The following is a 15,686-nucleotide window of genomic DNA, read 5'->3' as shown; positions in this document are numbered from 1 at the left end:
TCTCGGACAATCAGGGCATGGCCACACAACAAACGCGTCTTTTCATTACCGGAACCGAGCGCGCATGCGCGCGGGTGCTGGAACTGCTCGGCGACGTTTTTGAAGACGACGGCCTCGCGCTCGCAACGATGGAAATCGATGAGAAGGCCGATCGATGGGAAGCGTCGGTCTATACCGACAACGATGCGGTCGATGCGGTCAGAGCGCGCATGGAAGAGGCCTTGGCGGCCGAATTCGGCACGCTCACGATCGACATCGAGGAGCTGCCGGATATCGACTGGGTCTCGAAGTCCCTGGAAGGACTGAAGCCGGTGCGCGCGGGGCGGTTCCTGGTGCACGGCTCACACGACCGCGACAAGGTGCGCGCAAATGACCTCGCGATCGAGATCGATGCGGGACAAGCATTCGGCACCGGCCATCACGGCACGACGGCGGGCTGCCTGGAGATGCTGGAATGGGTCATGCGGCGCCGGCGCCCTGCCCGGGTCCTCGACCTCGGCACGGGAAGTGGCGTCCTGGCGATTGCGGCGGCAAAGCTCGCGCCGGCGCGTGTTCTCGCGACGGATATCGATCCGGTCGCCATCGCCGTTGCGCGAACCAATGTCGCCTCGAACGGCTTTCCGGGCCGGATAAAGCTGGCGGTCGCCGCCGGCTTTCACTCCGATACGTTCGCAGCGAATGGGCCTTTCGACCTGATCGTCGCCAACATTCTGGCGCGTCCACTGATGGCGATGGCACCCGACATCGCCAGACATCGGCGAGCCGGTGGCGGCGTCATTCTTTCCGGCATTCTGGCCGAGCAGCGATGGAAGGTGCTGTCAGCCTTCAATGCAGCGGGTCTGCATCACCGCCGCACACTCTGGCGCAACGGATGGGTGACGCTTTGTCTGGGATAGCGCCACCCGACGGTCATCGACGTCCTTAGAACGGGAACGTCGAAGCGCCTTCCTTGATCATGTCTTCGCGGCGACGGCCGAGCGACTTCAGCGTGGTGTCGTCGAACGACAGCAGAGCGCCGTTGACATAGCGGCGAACCTGGCGTTCGCGGGCTTCAATCACGCGGTCGAAAGCAGTGCGGAAAATGTTCTTGGCCATGACGGTCATCCTTGTCCTGTCAGTGTTGGCCCTCCCTTGATCTCGAAGATAGAGATTCGTGCCGCTTGTGGCAGAGGGGCAAGCGCATGGGAGCAATGCAATTGTTGCACACGCGAACAGTTATGTTGCAACGCAAAATTAACGAAAGGGCAAAGGCGATTTCACTGGTCGTGCTCTTCAGGTAGCTTGCGCACGATTCACGAAAGGCATTGTCGATGTTCCAGAGTTTCGCTGTTCTCTCTTCGCCCGAAACCGGCAAGGCACGCGTCGCAGATCTGCGCGCCACCTTCGATGCGCTTGGTGTCGATGCGGTCCTCGTTCCGCGCGCCGACGAATTTCAGGGCGAATATGTGCCGGCGTCGGCAACGCGCCTGGCGTGGGTGTCCGGCTTCACGGGCTCGGCGGGGGCGGCGTTGGTGACGCGTGAGGCGGCCTATATCTTCGTCGATGGCCGCTACAAGACGCAGGTGCGCGCCCAGAGCGACATGACGGTTTTCACGCCTGTCGATCTCATCGAGACGCCCCCCTCGCACTGGATCGCAGAGAACGGGCGCGACGGCATGCGGATTGGTGTCGATCCCTGGCTGCACACGATGGGCGAGGTCGCCCGCATGGAAAAGGCGGCATCGAAGGTCGGCGCCCAAATCGTTCTGCTGGCGGCCAATCCGATCGATGCGATCTGGCATGATCGGCCCGCCGAACCGCGCGGCAAGGTGGCTATCCAGGGCCACTCCCACGCCGGACGGCTCGCCAGCGACAAGATCGCATCGATCGCCGGGACCATCGGCAACAACAAGGCATCCGCCTTTGTCATGACGGATCCCTCCTCCGTGGCATGGACTTTCAATATTCGTGGCAGCGACGTGCCGCACACGCCCCATCCGCTGGCGCGCGCCGTCCTGCGGTCCGAGGGACTGCCGACGCTTTTCATCCACAGCGAGAAGCTGGGCATTGAAGAGAAGGCCTACCTGGCGCAGCTGACCGACCTAGCCGAACCCGAGACCTTCGATGCCGCGCTTCAGGCGCTCGCCGGCACCGGTGAAGCGGTGATGATCGACCCTGCGCTCACCCCGCATGCCATTGCCGCGCAATTGACCTCTGGCGGAGCGAAGCTGGTCGAGGCCGAGGATCCGGCCCGGCTTGCTCGAGCGATCAAGAATGAGACCGAACTGAAAGGTGCGGCGCATGCCCACCATGTCGACGGTGCTGCTATGGTGGCGTTTCTCGCCTGGCTCGACGCGCAGCAACCCGGCTCGGTCGATGAGATCACGGTTGCGACCAGACTGGAAGCGGTGCGTTCGGAGACCGGGCGCAAGCATCAGCTTCCCTTGAAGGATGTGTCCTTCGAAACGATCTCCGGTGCCGGTCCGAACGGTGCGATCATTCACTACCGTGTCAACGAGCAAACCAATCGCAAACTCGGTGCGGGCGAGTTGTTTCTGATCGACTCGGGTGGGCAATACGTGTCCGGGACGACGGACATCACCCGCACCGTCGCCATCGGCTCACCGACCGAGGAGATGCGCCGCTTTTTCACGCTCGTGCTGAAGGGCATGATCGCCATATCGACGGCGCGTTTTCCCGCTGGCACCCGTGGGAGCGAACTCGACCCCCTCGCCCGCATAGCCCTTTGGAAGGCTGGCGCCGATTTCGGCCATGGCACGGGACACGGCGTCGGCTCGTACCTCTCCGTGCACGAAGGGCCGCAAAGCATTTCCCGACGTGGCCAGCAGACGCTGGAACCGGGCATGATCCTCTCCAACGAGCCGGGTTATTACCGCGAGGGCGCGTTCGGCATACGCATCGAAAACCTGATTGTCGTGACGCCGCCTCAAACGATCGAAGGCGGCGACAAGGAGATGATGGGCTTTGACACGCTGACGCTCTGCCCGATCGACCGCCGCCTCGTCGAAACCTCGCTTCTTGCTGCCGACGAGCTTGCCTGGCTCGACGCGTACCATCAGCGAGTGGCGCAGGAGATCACGCCCCTGCTCGATAACGACGCGACACGGGCATGGATGAAGGCCGCGACGGCGCCGCTCGTCTAGCCGACGATCAGCCGATCAGGCTGCGCAGCAGTGCAACGGTGGCCGCACCGAGGAAGACAACGACGAGCATCGGTGCGCGCCAACCGACGATGAGCGCGAGCGCCATGGTGATGGCCTCGGCCGGACCGTTGAAGACGGCGGCCGGTGCGACGAGGGTCGTCAGGACCGCGGCCGGCACGGCATTGAGAGCGGCCTCCACGCGCGGGTGTATCTTCTCGAAGCGCGACAGCACGACATGGCCGCCGAAACGCGTGGCGTAGGTGGCCAGCGCGCCGAACAGGATGATCCAGACATTGACGGTGAAGGGATCGGTCATTGTGATGCCCTCTCCCTGCCCGGCCGAACCGGAGGCGCGATCACGGCGGCAAGGGCGATGCCGGTGAGCGCACCGACGCTCACATGCCACGGCGATCCGATGAAATGGAACGCGATGATCGATCCGATCGCGCTGGCGATGACGACCGGCGTCCAGTTGCGACGCGTGCGAAAGCCGAGCACCAGGCCGAGAAAGTAGAGCGGCAGCAGGAAATCGATCCCGTAGGTCTCCGGCTCGCTGATCAGCCCCCCGAAGACCCCGCCGAGGAACCCTTCCAGTACCCAGAAGAGATATACCGGCACGCCCATGCCGAAATACCATGCGACAGTGATCGGCTTTTCCTGTTCGGCCCGGCGTTCCGTCTCGGCATATTGCGGATCGATGAGGAAGAAGAACGCACATGCCTTCTGCAGCGGCGTGAAATGCGTGATGCGCCGCCCGACAGCGGCCGAATAGAGGACGTGGCGAAAGTTGACGGCGAAGATCGACAGCACGACCAGCCAGGGGGCGACGGTGCCGCCGAAAAGCTCGATCCCGACCATCTGGCTGGCACCGGCGTATATCGAGGCACTCATCAGTACGGTCTCGAAAAGGCTCAACCCGTTATCGACTGCCAGCGCGCCGAAAAGAACGCCGAATGGCGCCGCCGCGACGATGACGGGTACGCTGTCTCTGATGCCGGACAGGAAGTCGCTCCTGGAAGAGCTTGCCATGAAGAACCCAATCGGAAGGATCATCCCGCCCGTCGGTGCGACCCACGCTGGCGGCTTTGCGAAACGCGAGATGCGCGCTCAGCCAATTTCGGTCAGCACTGCTGACCAGTCAAATGAAAACGGGTGAACGGACAGTCAGCGGTGCTGATCCTTGGCTCGCAGCACGCGTCACGTTCCGACGAGCTCGAACCAGCCGTCTTCATCCATCGTTTCCACGCCGAGTTCGGCCGCCTTCTTCAATTTCGATCCGGCGCCCGGTCCGGCAACGAGCAGATCGGTCTTTTTCGACACGGAGCCGGCTACCTTGGCGCCGAGCCTTTCCGCCATGGCCTTGGCCTCTTCGCGGGTCATTCGCTCAAGCGAGCCCGTAAACACGACAGTCTTGCCGGCAACCGGCGAATCCGAGGTGGGCCGCTCCATATCCATGACCGTCAGTTGCGACACGAGGGCTTCGACCATTTCCAGATTGTGCGCCTCTCCGAAGAAACGTCCGACCGCCTCGATCACAGCCGGGCCGATATCATCCAGCGCATCCATTTCCTCCCGCGCCGCTTCATTCCCCTTTGCGACCGCTTTCGCCGCCTCGTCGAATGCCGCCCAGTTGCCATAAGCCCGTGCGAGGGTCTTCGCCGTCGTCTCGCCGACATGGCGAATGCCAAGTGCAAATATCAGGCGGTCCAGGGTGATCGTCCGCCTGGCCTCGATCGCATCAAACAACTTGCTGGCTGACGTGTCGCCGTAGCCATCGCGGTTCTTGAGCTTTTGCAGGTCCTGGGCATCGTCGCGCGACTTCAGGGTGAAGATGTCGGCCGGCTGACGGATGGCCAGCGTGGCGTCGTCGTAGAAATACTCGATCTGCTTGTCGCCGAGGCCGTCGATATCGAACGCCTTGCGCGAAACGAAATGCTTCAGGTGTTCCTTGCGCTGATAGGGACAGGCGAATTCGCCCGAACAGCGGCGCACGACGCCCTCCGCACCGCCGGCCGTCTCGTCGCGCACGATCGGGGTCTTCAAGTGGCAGGGGCAGATGCTCGGAAAGACGAATGCAATGGCGTCCGGCGGGCTTTTTTCGACACGCAGCACCTGCGGAATGACATCTCCGGCACGCTGGATTTCGACCGTATCGCCGATCCTGACGCCGAGCCGCTCGATCTCCTCGGCATTGTGAAGCGTGGCGTTCGTCACCACGACGCCGCCCACGGTGACCGGCTCTAGCCGGGCGACCGGCGTCAGAGCGCCGGTGCGCCCCACCTGGATATCGATGGCATTCAGGATCGTGAACGCCTTTTCCGCGGGGAATTTGTGGGCAATGGCCCAGCGCGGCGAGCGCGAGACGAATCCGAGCCGCTGCTGCAGCCGCAGATCATCGACCTTGTAGACGACGCCATCGATGTCATAGGGCAGTTCGGCGCGCACGCGTTCGATCTCGCGATAGTGCGCCAGAAGCGCCTCCACCGTGGTCAGGCGTCGCATCAGGTCGTTGGTCTTGAAGCCGTACTCACCCAGCCGATCCACCATCTCGCTCTGTGTGTCCGCAGGCAATTCGGGCAAGACTTCGCCCCAGGCATAGGCAAAGAACTTGAGCGACCGCTCTGCGGTCAGCGCGGCATCGAGCTGGCGCAAAGAGCCTGCGGCGGTGTTGCGTGGGTTGACGTAGGTCTGTTTTCCGAGCTGGGCCTGGCGTTCATTCAGCGCGACGAAATCCTCGCGCGTCATATAAACCTCGCCCCGCACTTCCAGCACCTCGGGCGCATGCGCTGGCAGTGTGTGGGGAATATCCCGGATGGTCAGCGCATTCGCCGTGACGTTCTCGCCGACCGCGCCGTTGCCGCGCGTCGCCGCCGTTACCAGCGCGCCTTTTTCATAGCGCAGCGACAGCGAAAGACCATCTATCTTGGGCTCTGCCGTAAACGCCAGTTCATCGCCGCCCGGTATGCGCAGGAACCGGCGGACGCGCTCGACGAAATCGACGAAATCCTCATCGGTAAAGGCGTTGTCGAGCGACAGCATGCCAACGCGGTGCACGACCTTTCCGAAACCGGATGCGACCTCGGCCCCCACCTTGTCCGACGGTGCATCAACAGGCTTCAGATGCGGGAAACGCGCCTCGATCGCGAGATAGCGCTGCTTTATCCGATCGTAGTCGGCATCCGAGATGACCGGCGCGTCCTGCTGGTGATAGCGCTTGTCGTGTTCCGCGATCTCGGCGGCGAGCGTTTGCAGAACCTCGCCCGCTTCAGCGTCGTCCATTTCCTTGACAGGCGTTTCGCGCACGGGGCGTGGCTTTTCAAGGGCCATGATGATGTCCGGGGTTCGCGTCGGCAATTGCACCTTGATACGTCAGGGCGCGGCGAAAATCACCGCATCAACGCGCATTTTCCGAAAGCAGTCTGTCGGCTGCCGCCCGTGCCTCGCTGGTGACCGTGGCACCGGCCAGCATCCTTGCGATTTCCTCGCGGCGTCCCGCAGCGTCGATAGCCGTCACCTTCGTCGCGATCGCATCGGCATCGTTGGGACCCTTGGCGATCAGGAAATGGGTGGCGGCGCGCGCAGCAACCTGCGGCGCATGGGTGACGGAGAGCACCTGTACCCTGTCCGAAAGTCGCTTGAGACGCTGTCCGATCGCATCGGCCACCGCGCCACCGACACCTGTGTCGATCTCATCGAAGACGAGGGTCGGGGCCGAACCGCGATCGGCGAGCGCGACCTTGAGCGCCAGCAGGAAACGGGAAAGTTCGCCCCCGGAAGCGACCTTCATTATGGGTCCGGCGCGCGTCCCCGGATTGGTTCGCACATGAAACTCGACCTTGTCGATGCCGTCCGGCGATGGGCGATCCTGATCGGTCTCGATATGGACCATGAAAGCGGCCCGCTCCAGCTTGAGCGCGGGGAGCTCCGTCATCACCGCTTCTGTCAAGGCGTTCGCTGTGTGATGACGCTTGTCCGACAGGGCACGGGCCGCGGCATTGAAGGCGGCAAGCGTTTCGCCGACAGCGATCTCATGCGCTTTCAGCTTCTCCTCGCCTGCATCGAGGTCGGAAAGGTCGTCCATCATCCGCTGGGCGAGCGCCGGCAGTTCGCTGACAGGCACGTTGAACTTCCGGGAGGCCCCGCGCAGCGCGAAAAGGCGTTCTTCGGTCCGTTCCAATTCGTGTGGGTCGAAGTCGGCCTTGCGCATCGCCGCTTCCACGGCCATCTGCGCATCGCCGAGCTGCCGCAGCGCGCCGTCCAGCGCCTCGACCGTCTCTTCCAGAAGGCCCGGCGCTTCCGCCGATTTGCGCTCCAGCTTGCGGACGAGCGAACTGATGAGCGGCACAGGCGACCCAGGGCCGGCAAGCACCTCCTCGGCTTCCTTGATGTCGCTGGCCAGCCTTTCCGCCCGCATCATGTCTGCGCGGCGCCCGGCCAGCTCGTCCTCTTCACCGTCGAGTGGACTGAGTTGGTCGAGTTCGGCAAAGGACGAGCGAAGATAGTCGGCCTCCCGCGCCGCCTCCTCCACTTTGGCGCGGTGCGCATCGCGCGCCCGCAATGCTTGCCGCCAGGCCGCATGAAGGCCCGCGACCGACCGCGCCTCCTCGCCCATGCCACCGAACGCATCGAGCAGGATACGGTGCATGTCGGTCTCGATGAGCGCGCGATCGTCGTGCTGTCCGTGAATCTCCACGAGATGACGGCCCAGCTCGCGCATCGTCGCCACGCTGGTCGGCTGATCGTTGAGGAAGACTCGGGTACGCCCGTCAGCGGATTGAACGCGGCGCAAGATGAGGTCGCCCTCGTCATCAAGGCCGCTGTCGCGAACGAACTGACGAGCCGGATGGGCCACCGGAACGTCGAACACGGCCGTCACCTGGCCGCGCTCGGCGCCCTGGCGCACGAGCGAGCCGTCGCCGCGCGCACCAAGCGCAAGGGAAAGCGCATCGAGGAGGATGGATTTGCCGGCGCCCGTTTCGCCGGTCAGCACGGACATGCCCGCATCAAATACGAGGTCCAGCCGCTCGATCAGCACGATATCGCGGATGGAAAGCTGTGAAAGCATTGATCCTAGAGCCTAACGCCCCGCGCCAGCCGACGACTCGTCGCGCCGGAACCCAAACCTTTCCATGTTTGGAACAGGCCAGCCGTCAGATCAAGCACCGAGGATGCGTGCACCGGCACGCGAAATCCACGACCCGCGATTCTCGCGCGGCTCGAGTCCGCCAGACTGGAGGAGCGTGAAGGAATCCGCATACCACTGGCTGTCAGGGAAGTTGTGTCCAAGCACGGCGGCTGCCGTCTGGGCCTCATCCGTCAGGCCCATCGCGTAGTTGGCCTCGACGAGACGGGCCAGCGCTTCTTCGACCTGCCGGGTCTGGGGATAGCGCTCGATAACGTTGCGGAAGCGGTTGATCGCCGCCACATACTCCCGGCGCTCCAGGTAATAGCGCCCTACCTGCATTTCCTTGCCGGCGAGCTGGTCGCGGGCGAAGCGCACCTTGGCCTGTGCATCCTCGACATATTCACTGTCGGGATAGCGATCGACGACTTCCTGCATCGCCTGGATCGCCCGCGCTGATTCGCGCTGGTCCTGTGTCACGTCGCGGATTTGACGGAAATAGGACAGGCCGACGATATATTGCGCGTAAGCCGCATCTTCTTCGCCGGGATAAAGGCTGAGATAGCGGTTGGCTGCCGAGATCGCTTCTTCGTAGTCGCCGCTGCGATAACGCGCGAACGCGCCCATGACCATGCCGCGCCGGGCAAATTCCGAATAGGGGTGCTGCTTGTCGATGGCCTCGAACTTGCGGGCCGCTTCCTGCAGGCGGCCACCCTGCAGATTGGCGAGCCCCTGATTGTAGAGCACGTCCGGCGGATCGGTCTCGGCAGCGTAAGCGCTGATATCAATGTCCGGATCGGTCTGGCAACCGGCAAGCCCGGCACCGGCCAAGCCGATACCGATGGCAACAAGAACGTTGCGCGCGCGCTTACGCTGCAATTGCCGAACTGCGCCTGTCATATGCAATAACCTCGTGTGCCGTTCTGCCTCGCACCTGCGCCTTCTAGCCGCAAATGCGGGGGCCCCGCAATGTCCAGGGGGCGTAATCATCAGCCAATGGCGCTTTTTTATGACCGACCGTCGTTTTACCGACCGGTTCGTCCCATGAGGTCAAAGAGTCCAGGGAGCGAAAGCCGGTGCATTGATCGCAACCACGTCGCCGCGCCGCCGGCGAACGTCCCGTCGCCCCGGTGCTTCGACGACATCGTAGGCGGACAGGTCGTCCAGCAATGCCTTGAGCGCAAGCGCATTCAGCTTGTGGCCGCCGCGGTAGGATCGAAAACAGCCGATGAACGGAGCGCCGGCCAAGGCGAGATCCCCCACCGCATCCAGCGCCTTGTGGCGAACGAATTCATCCTTGAAACGAAGACCTTCGACATTGATGACACGGTCATCATCGGCGACCACCACCGAATTTTCCAGCGACGCGCCAAGCGCATAGCCGGCGGCCCAAAGCCGCTCCACATCGCGCATGAAGCCGAATGTGCGCGAGCGAGCCAGCGCGCTGCGAAATGTTGCCGGATCGAGATCGCTCTCGAAATTCTGGCGGCCGATCACCGGGCTGTCGAAATCGATCTCGATCTCGAAGCGCTGCCCGTCATGGGGCACGAACTCGCCCCACGAGCCGCCCATCTCCACGCGCACCGGCTTGCGCACACGAATGAAACGGCGCTTCACGTCCTGTTCGCTGAGACCAACGGAATCGATCGCTTCGACGAAGGCCTCGGCCGACCCGTCCATGATCGGCACCTCGCCGCCATCCAGTTCGACGACGACATTGTCGACGCCAAGCCCGGCGAATGCGGCCATGAGATGCTCAACCGTTCCGATCGTAATGCCGTCGCGCGAAAGAACGGTCGAAAGGTCGGTGGAGGCGACCTGAGCCGAGACGGCCCGAATATCGTGTGTGCGTCCATTGTCGAACACCCGCCGCAGCACGACCCCACTATCGGGATCTGCCGGCAGGAAGGTCGCGTGAACATCCTTGCCGCTATGAACGCCGATCCCGGCGAGCGACACCGGTCGCGCGATAGTGGTCTGAAACACGTTCCATGATGATGTCATCAACAGCTGCCCAATTCTTCGAAGCGGCGCGACGCTGGTCACGCCCTGCGGTCAATCAAGGGCAACGCGCAATACGTGCGTCTCTGCGGCCCCGCTCCCCCCGCGGTATTTCCGCAAGATACGTGCGCCGTTGCGCATCGCAAAATCACGGTTCTTTTCGAAATATTAATAAATGAGCAAACGGAGAAACAATAATTAAATTAATGAATTCAGCAATTTGGACGTATAGCAACGCGCACGTATTCTGTGCGCGTTGCATCAATTGTGACCGCTTCGGGTCAGTTTGCCTGGCGACGCAGGAAGGCCGGAATTTCCAGCTGCTCGTCCTCTCCCGGCATACGCTTTGCTGGTGCCTGACGGCCCTGGTCATCCAGCTGTCCGCGGCGCGGCGCATAGAGGCTGGCTTCCGGCGAGAGCTGCCGGCGTTCCGCCTGCGCGGGCCGTTCGGCCTGCTGACGCGGAGCCTCTTCTTCATCGCGCCGGCCAAGGCTGCTCGACAAGCGCTTCAGAAGGCCCATCGGTCCACGCTCTTCGTGGCTCGGTTCCTGGCGCGCGTGGCGGTGCTCGATCTCCGCCTGAACGACCGGCGGGAAATCCTCAACGCGAGGCATGCGCACGGGCTCCATCGGCTCCATGCCTTCCGCAGCAGGTTCCGGCTGTGTCACAACAGCCTCCGGCTGAGGCGCAGGACGGGATGGCGGCACATGGTAGCCAGCCATTGGACGCTGCTGCTGGGCTTCGACAGGCTGGGCGGCAGCGAAGAGACGGCTCTGCGGCATGAAGTCGTCCGCCGGGGCCTGGGTCTTCGGTGCGATTGCCAGTTCACGTTCGATATCAGCTTCCGCACGACGGACCGTCTCGGCCAGGCGATCGGCTGACGGTTGCTGCGGCGCAGGCTGAGCCGAAACGGCGGGGCGCGCGGCCGCAACTTCACGCTGGGCGGGCTTTGGCTGAGCCGGCTGGGCGCGCTGTTCGCTGACCCGTGCCTGGGCCGCGTTGCCGCCAATCTCGGCGGCCGACTTGTCGATGCCCGTGGCCACGACCGAAACGCGGATGAGGCCTTCCAGCTCCTCGTCGAAGGTTGCGCCGAGAATGATGTTGGCGTCCGGATCGACTTCCTCGCGGATGCGGGTTGCTGCCTCGTCGACTTCGAAGAGCGTCATGTCACGCCCGCCGGTGATCGAGATGAGGAGGCCCTGCGCGCCCTTCATCGACGTTTCATCGAGCAGAGGATTGGCGATTGCGGCTTCGGCAGCGGCCATTGCGCGGCCCTCGCCCGAGGCTTCGCCGGTGCCCATCATCGCCTTGCCCATTTCGCGCATGACCGAACGGACGTCGGCGAAATCGAGGTTGATCAGGCCTTCCTTGACCATCAGGTCGGTGATGCAGGCAACACCCGAATAAAGCACCTGGTCGGCCATGCCGAAGGCATCGGCGAAGGTCGTCTTCTCGTTGGCGATGCGGAAGAGATTCTGGTTCGGGATGACGATCAGCGTGTCGACGCAGGCCTGAAGTTCTTCAATGCCCGCATCGGCGACGCGCATGCGCCGGCCGCCCTCGAAATGGAAGGGCTTGGTGACGACGCCGACGGTCAGAATGCCCTTTTCGCGCGCCGCCTGGGCGACGACGGGAGCAGCGCCCGTTCCGGTGCCACCGCCCATGCCGGCAGTGACGAAGCACATGTGCGTGCCGGAGAGATGATCGACGATCTCGTCGATGCACTCTTCCGCCGCCGCACGGCCGACTTCCGGCCGCGAGCCCGCACCGAGACCTTCGGTCACGGCGACACCCATCTGGATGACACGCGTTGCCTTGGTCATCGAAAGAGCCTGGGCATCAGTGTTGGCGACGACGAAGTCGACGCCCTCGAGGCCGGCATTGATCATGTTGTTGACGGCATTACCGCCGCCGCCACCAACACCGAAAACGGTGATCCGTGGCTTAAGCTCGGTGATGTCCGGCTTTTGAAGTTTAATAGTCATGGCACCCGTTCCCTTTCAGTTTCGGCCGATTGCCGCCTCGGCCTGAGCTTCGCTGTTCAAAAACTTTCCTTGAGCCACTGGCCCATGCGGGCGATCCGGCCACCCGCTCCACCCGCGGCGCCGAAGACACTCAGTCCGCCGCCATGGTTTTCCATTCCCGCGACCTGCGGGTAGATCATCAGCCCCACGGCCGTCGAAAAGGCCGGGCCCTTCGCCGCGGCCGGAAGTCCGGCCACGCCCATCGGGCGGCCGACGCGCACGTTGCGGGCGAGAACCCGCCGCGCGACTTCCGACAACCCCGTCAGTTGGCTGGCACCTCCGGTCAGGACGATGCGTTTGCCGATCGAGCCGCCGTGCCCGGACTTGTTCAGCCGGTCGCGGATCATTTCCAGAGTCTCCTCTACCCGTGCACGCACGATGCGCACCACGAGAGCACGCGGCACCTGCGTCGGCAGGTCCCGTTCGTCCTCGCCGATCGGCGGAATCGAGATCACGTCGCGGTCGTCCGAGCCGCTTGCCAACGCCGAGCCGTGAACGACCTTCAGCCGCTCGGCATCCTCGACGCGCGTCGAAAGTCCGCGTGCAAGATCCATCGTCACGTGATGGCCGCCGAGCGCGATCGCATCGACATGCACGAGCTTGCCTTCCGAAAAGAGCGAGATCGTCGTGGTGCCACCGCCAAGGTCGATGGCCGCGCAGCCCATCTCCGCTTCATCGTCGACCAGAGCCGCAAGCCCGCTTGCATAGGGCGTTGCAACCATCGCCTCGACCGACAGATGCGCGCGGTTGATGCACAGTTCCAGGTTCTTCAGCGGCGCGCGTTCGGCCGACAGCACGTGCATGTCGACGCCCAGATCGTCGCCATACATGCCGGTCGGGTCGGCTATGCCGCGTTCGCCGTCCAGCGTGAAGGCTGTCGGCAGCGAATGAATGATCGCCCGGTCCGACGCCATCGACTGCTGGCTGGCCGAAGCGAGAACCCGCTTCAGGTCCGAGGCGTCCACCTCGTGCCCGCCGAGCTCGATCGTGCCAGAATAGATGTCGCTTTTCAGCCGACCGGCCGAAACGTTGACGATCAGCGATTCGACGGTCAGCCCCGCCATGCGCTCTGCCGCCTCGACGGCGAGGCGAACGGCCCCTTCCACAGCGTCGAGATCGGCGATGACGCCGGCCTTCATCCCGCGTGATTTCTGGTGGCCGATGCCGATGATCTCAATGCGGTGGGTCCGTCCCGGCAGGAGCTGGCTTTCCTCACGCGGCGTCAGTCGGCCGATCATGCAGACGACCTTGGAGGAGCCGATGTCGAGAACCGACACGACGCTGGCCCGCTTGGAGGAGAGCGGCCGCATGCGGGGCACCCCGAAAGAAGATGAACCGAACAAGCTCATATGCGCCGCTCCATCGCCTTGATGTCTTTCGCACGCTGCTCGACGGCAGCCTGGTGACGCTCCAGCGATTCCTCCGTCAGTTGGATCGTGATGCGATCGGAAAGCCGCATGTCGACGGCAGCGAGGTCACGCGAGAGCAGGTCGCGCTCGCGATCGAGCTTTGCCAGCTCTGCGACCGCCGCCGCGGGATCGGATTCCGGAAGGCGCACGACGACGCCGTTCTTGAGATAAAGATCCCAGCGGCGGTCAGCGACCCGCACATTCGCCCGGACCCGCTGCTTCAGCTCCGGATACCCCTCGAACAACCGATCAAACCGAGAAGCCAGCTGATCGGCTCCGAGACCGACATAGAATGGCAAATTGATGAACTTGCGTTCGTCCATCTTGGCGATGACGTTGCCGTTCTTCTCGATCAGCAGGAGATCGCTGCCGTTCTGCCAGATGGCGAAAGCCTCGCGTTCCTGAAGGTCGATCTCCAGCTTGCTTGGATAGATCTTGCGCACCTTGACGTCCGCGACCCAGGGCAGCGCCAGCAGCGCCTCGCGTGCAGCTGCGGCATCGAGAACCACGACCGAGCGGGCACCATCAAGGCCGATCGCCTGAAGTACGTCGATTTCCGATGTCTCGCGGTTGCCGACGATCGCGACGTCCTCGAGCGCAAAGCCGGCAGCCGCCGTCCCCATGCTCAGCACATGATCGGTGTGACCGCCGAGGACCATGCCGTAGACCCCGGTCGCCGAAAGGAATGACAGGGCCGCGACAGCCCCGATGTGGCGCGGGATCGGCCAATCGCTGATGCCGGGCGCTGAAAGGAAGCGCGCGACCCGGCGCAGCGGGCGCGGCAGGACAACAGCATCGCGGCCAGCCGCCACACCGGCTGCTGCGGCCGATGCCCGTCTCAACGCACCCTTACCGATCAACGCGAACAAGAAGCGTCCTCCACCATCCAGGTCAACAATTCGCCGAAGCCGTGACCGGCATGCAGGGCGATTTCCGGCACGAGAGAGGTTGGCGTCATGCCCGGCTGCGTATTGATTTCCAGCCAGATTATTTCGCCATCTTCGGAGAAGCGGTCGTCGTACCGGAAGTCTGATCGACTGACGCCGCGGCATCCGATTGCCCTGTGTGCCTTGAGCGCCAGTGTCTGTATTTTTTGGTAAATATTTGGTGAAATTTTTGCCGGCAGTTCGTGTTTTGACTGTCCCGCCACGTATTTTGAATCGTAATCATAGAAGCTGTGGCCAACCGGAATGATCTCGGTAACGCCAAGTGCCACGTCACCCATGACCGCGCAGGTCAATTCGCGTCCGGCGACGAATCGCTCGACCATGACCCGATCGCCATACTTCCATTCGTCAGAAGTGATCACCTGTGAAGGATGCGACTGCCCCTCCTGGACGATCACGACGCCAAAGCTCGACCCCTCGTTGACCGGCTTGACGACGTAGGGTGGAGGCATGGGGTGGGAAGAGCCGAATTCGAACCGGTCCATGACCTTCGATTCGGCCACCGGAACCCCGGCCGCCTTCGCGACTTTCTTGGACTGCTCCTTGTCCATCGCCAGGGCCGAAGCCAGCACGCCGGAGTGCGTGTAGGGGATTCCCAGATATTCCAGCACCCCCTGGATGGTGCCATCTTCGCCGAAAGGACCATGGAGCGCGTTGAAAACGACATCGGGGCGCAGATCGGCAAGAACGGAGGACACATCCCGGTCGACGTCGATGCGCGTGACCCTGTAGCCCGCCGCCTCCAACGCATCCGCACAGGCCTTGCCCGAGGACAGACTGACGGGACGCTCGGAAGAGAATCCGCCCATCAGCACCGCCACATGGCTTCTCGACATCCCGATCCCCTCTCACGCACTACTGGTCGCCCGCAACGAACCGCCGGATTGAGTCCGAGTCTCATCGCCAGCCCCTTGCCGACGGACCGTGCGGCCCTGACGCCGCGACTCAGTGAACGGAAACGCTTTTGGCCAAAGAATCAGAGAGTGGATTCGGTGGCAACCCCTCAATGACTCCGCGGAATCACATGTGATTTCACAGGG

13 protein-coding genes are annotated in these 15,686 nt (G+C 63.3%); 2 read left to right on the top strand and 11 right to left on the bottom strand.

The window, feature by feature from the left end:
• The first annotated feature begins 17 nt into the window (after nt 1–17).
• A complete protein-coding gene (locus CN673_RS02565; RefSeq protein WP_099864648.1) occupies nt 18–896 on the top strand; it encodes a 50S ribosomal protein L11 methyltransferase in 879 nt (292 codons plus the stop codon).
• Between the two features lie 25 nt (nt 897–921).
• On the opposite strand, the gene CN673_RS21040 is transcribed toward CN673_RS02565, so the two are convergent.
• Entirely contained in the window at nt 922–1,095 is a 174-nt protein-coding gene (locus tag CN673_RS21040) for a hypothetical protein (RefSeq protein ID WP_198585867.1), read from the bottom strand.
• A gap of 215 nt (nt 1,096–1,310) precedes the next feature.
• On the opposite strand from CN673_RS21040, the gene CN673_RS02555 reads away from it, so the two are divergent.
• Nucleotides 1,311–3,143, top strand: a complete 1,833-nt coding sequence (locus CN673_RS02555; RefSeq protein ID WP_099864646.1) for an aminopeptidase P family protein — start codon at nt 1,311–1,313, stop codon at nt 3,141–3,143.
• 7 nt (nt 3,144–3,150) lie between these two features.
• On the opposite strand, the gene CN673_RS02550 is transcribed toward CN673_RS02555, so the two are convergent.
• From CN673_RS02550 to CN673_RS02505, 10 genes are all read right to left on the bottom strand, one after another.
• Nucleotides 3,151–3,459 carry an AzlD family protein gene (locus CN673_RS02550; RefSeq protein ID WP_099864645.1) on the bottom strand — a complete coding sequence of 103 codons (309 nt, stop codon included), beginning with the start codon at nt 3,457–3,459 and terminating at the stop codon, nt 3,151–3,153.
• Nucleotides 3,456–4,196 (bottom strand): AzlC family ABC transporter permease, encoded by a 741-nt coding sequence (locus tag CN673_RS02545; RefSeq protein ID WP_245409743.1) that lies wholly within the window; start codon nt 4,194–4,196, stop codon nt 3,456–3,458. Before CN673_RS02545 ends, CN673_RS02550 begins: the two co-directional genes overlap by 4 nt.
• Before the next feature lie 144 nt (nt 4,197–4,340).
• Complete coding sequence (ligA, locus tag CN673_RS02540; RefSeq protein WP_099865024.1) at nt 4,341–6,470, bottom strand: NAD-dependent DNA ligase LigA; 2,130 nt, start codon at nt 6,468–6,470, stop codon at nt 4,341–4,343.
• A gap of 67 nt (nt 6,471–6,537) precedes the next feature.
• Nucleotides 6,538–8,208: a DNA repair protein RecN gene (gene recN / locus CN673_RS02535; RefSeq protein ID WP_099864644.1), complete on the bottom strand. Its 1,671-nt coding sequence runs from the start codon at nt 8,206–8,208 to the stop codon at nt 6,538–6,540.
• Between the two features lie 90 nt (nt 8,209–8,298).
• A complete protein-coding gene (locus tag CN673_RS02530) occupies nt 8,299–9,165 on the bottom strand; it encodes an outer membrane protein assembly factor BamD (RefSeq protein ID WP_099864643.1) in 867 nt (288 codons plus the stop codon).
• A gap of 150 nt (nt 9,166–9,315) precedes the next feature.
• Entirely contained in the window at nt 9,316–10,269 is a 954-nt protein-coding gene (gene lpxC, locus CN673_RS02525) for a UDP-3-O-acyl-N-acetylglucosamine deacetylase (protein WP_099864642.1), read from the bottom strand.
• A 278-nt stretch (nt 10,270–10,547) separates the two neighbouring features.
• On the bottom strand, nt 10,548–12,251 hold the full coding sequence (gene ftsZ, locus CN673_RS02520) for a cell division protein FtsZ (RefSeq protein ID WP_099864641.1): 1,704 nt from the start codon (nt 12,249–12,251) through the stop codon (nt 10,548–10,550).
• A 56-nt stretch (nt 12,252–12,307) separates the two neighbouring features.
• Nucleotides 12,308–13,639 carry a cell division protein FtsA gene (gene ftsA / locus CN673_RS02515; protein WP_099864640.1) on the bottom strand — a complete coding sequence of 444 codons (1,332 nt, stop codon included), beginning with the start codon at nt 13,637–13,639 and terminating at the stop codon, nt 12,308–12,310.
• Complete coding sequence (locus CN673_RS02510) at nt 13,636–14,568, bottom strand: cell division protein FtsQ/DivIB (protein ID WP_245409742.1); 933 nt, start codon at nt 14,566–14,568, stop codon at nt 13,636–13,638. Before CN673_RS02510 ends, ftsA begins: the two co-directional genes overlap by 4 nt.
• Nucleotides 14,556–15,482 carry a D-alanine--D-alanine ligase gene (locus CN673_RS02505; RefSeq protein WP_099864639.1) on the bottom strand — a complete coding sequence of 309 codons (927 nt, stop codon included), beginning with the start codon at nt 15,480–15,482 and terminating at the stop codon, nt 14,556–14,558. The genes CN673_RS02510 and CN673_RS02505 overlap by 13 nt, the downstream gene beginning before the upstream one ends.
• Between the last annotated feature and the right edge of the window lie 204 nt (nt 15,483–15,686).

This window comes from Neopararhizobium haloflavum, assembly GCF_002750855.1.
Taxonomy (GTDB): domain Bacteria; phylum Pseudomonadota; class Alphaproteobacteria; order Rhizobiales; family Rhizobiaceae; genus Georhizobium; species Georhizobium haloflavum.
The sequence above is the reverse complement of the archived record's forward strand: the minus strand, read 5'-3'. Positions and strand labels throughout refer to the sequence as shown.

Excerpts from the sequence above, each read along its gene's own strand:
- CN673_RS02565 (WP_099864648.1), top strand. The coding sequence starts at position 18 with ATGGCCACACAACAAACGCGTCTTTTCATTACCGGAACCGAGCGCGCA.
- CN673_RS21040 (WP_198585867.1), bottom strand. The coding sequence starts at position 1,095 with ATGGCCAAGAACATTTTCCGCACTGCTTTCGACCGCGTGATTGAAGCC.
- CN673_RS02555 (WP_099864646.1), top strand. The coding sequence starts at position 1,311 with ATGTTCCAGAGTTTCGCTGTTCTCTCTTCGCCCGAAACCGGCAAGGCA.
- CN673_RS02550 (WP_099864645.1), bottom strand. The coding sequence starts at position 3,459 with ATGACCGATCCCTTCACCGTCAATGTCTGGATCATCCTGTTCGGCGCG.
- CN673_RS02545 (WP_245409743.1), bottom strand. The coding sequence starts at position 4,196 with ATGATCCTTCCGATTGGGTTCTTCATGGCAAGCTCTTCCAGGAGCGAC.
- ligA (WP_099865024.1), bottom strand. The coding sequence starts at position 6,470 with ATGGCCCTTGAAAAGCCACGCCCCGTGCGCGAAACGCCTGTCAAGGAA.
- recN (WP_099864644.1), bottom strand. The coding sequence starts at position 8,208 with ATGCTTTCACAGCTTTCCATCCGCGATATCGTGCTGATCGAGCGGCTG.
- CN673_RS02530 (WP_099864643.1), bottom strand. The coding sequence starts at position 9,165 with ATGACAGGCGCAGTTCGGCAATTGCAGCGTAAGCGCGCGCGCAACGTT.
- lpxC (WP_099864642.1), bottom strand. The coding sequence starts at position 10,269 with ATGACATCATCATGGAACGTGTTTCAGACCACTATCGCGCGACCGGTG.
- ftsZ (WP_099864641.1), bottom strand. The coding sequence starts at position 12,251 with ATGACTATTAAACTTCAAAAGCCGGACATCACCGAGCTTAAGCCACGG.
- ftsA (WP_099864640.1), bottom strand. The coding sequence starts at position 13,639 with ATGAGCTTGTTCGGTTCATCTTCTTTCGGGGTGCCCCGCATGCGGCCG.
- CN673_RS02505 (WP_099864639.1), bottom strand. The coding sequence starts at position 15,482 with ATGTCGAGAAGCCATGTGGCGGTGCTGATGGGCGGATTCTCTTCCGAG.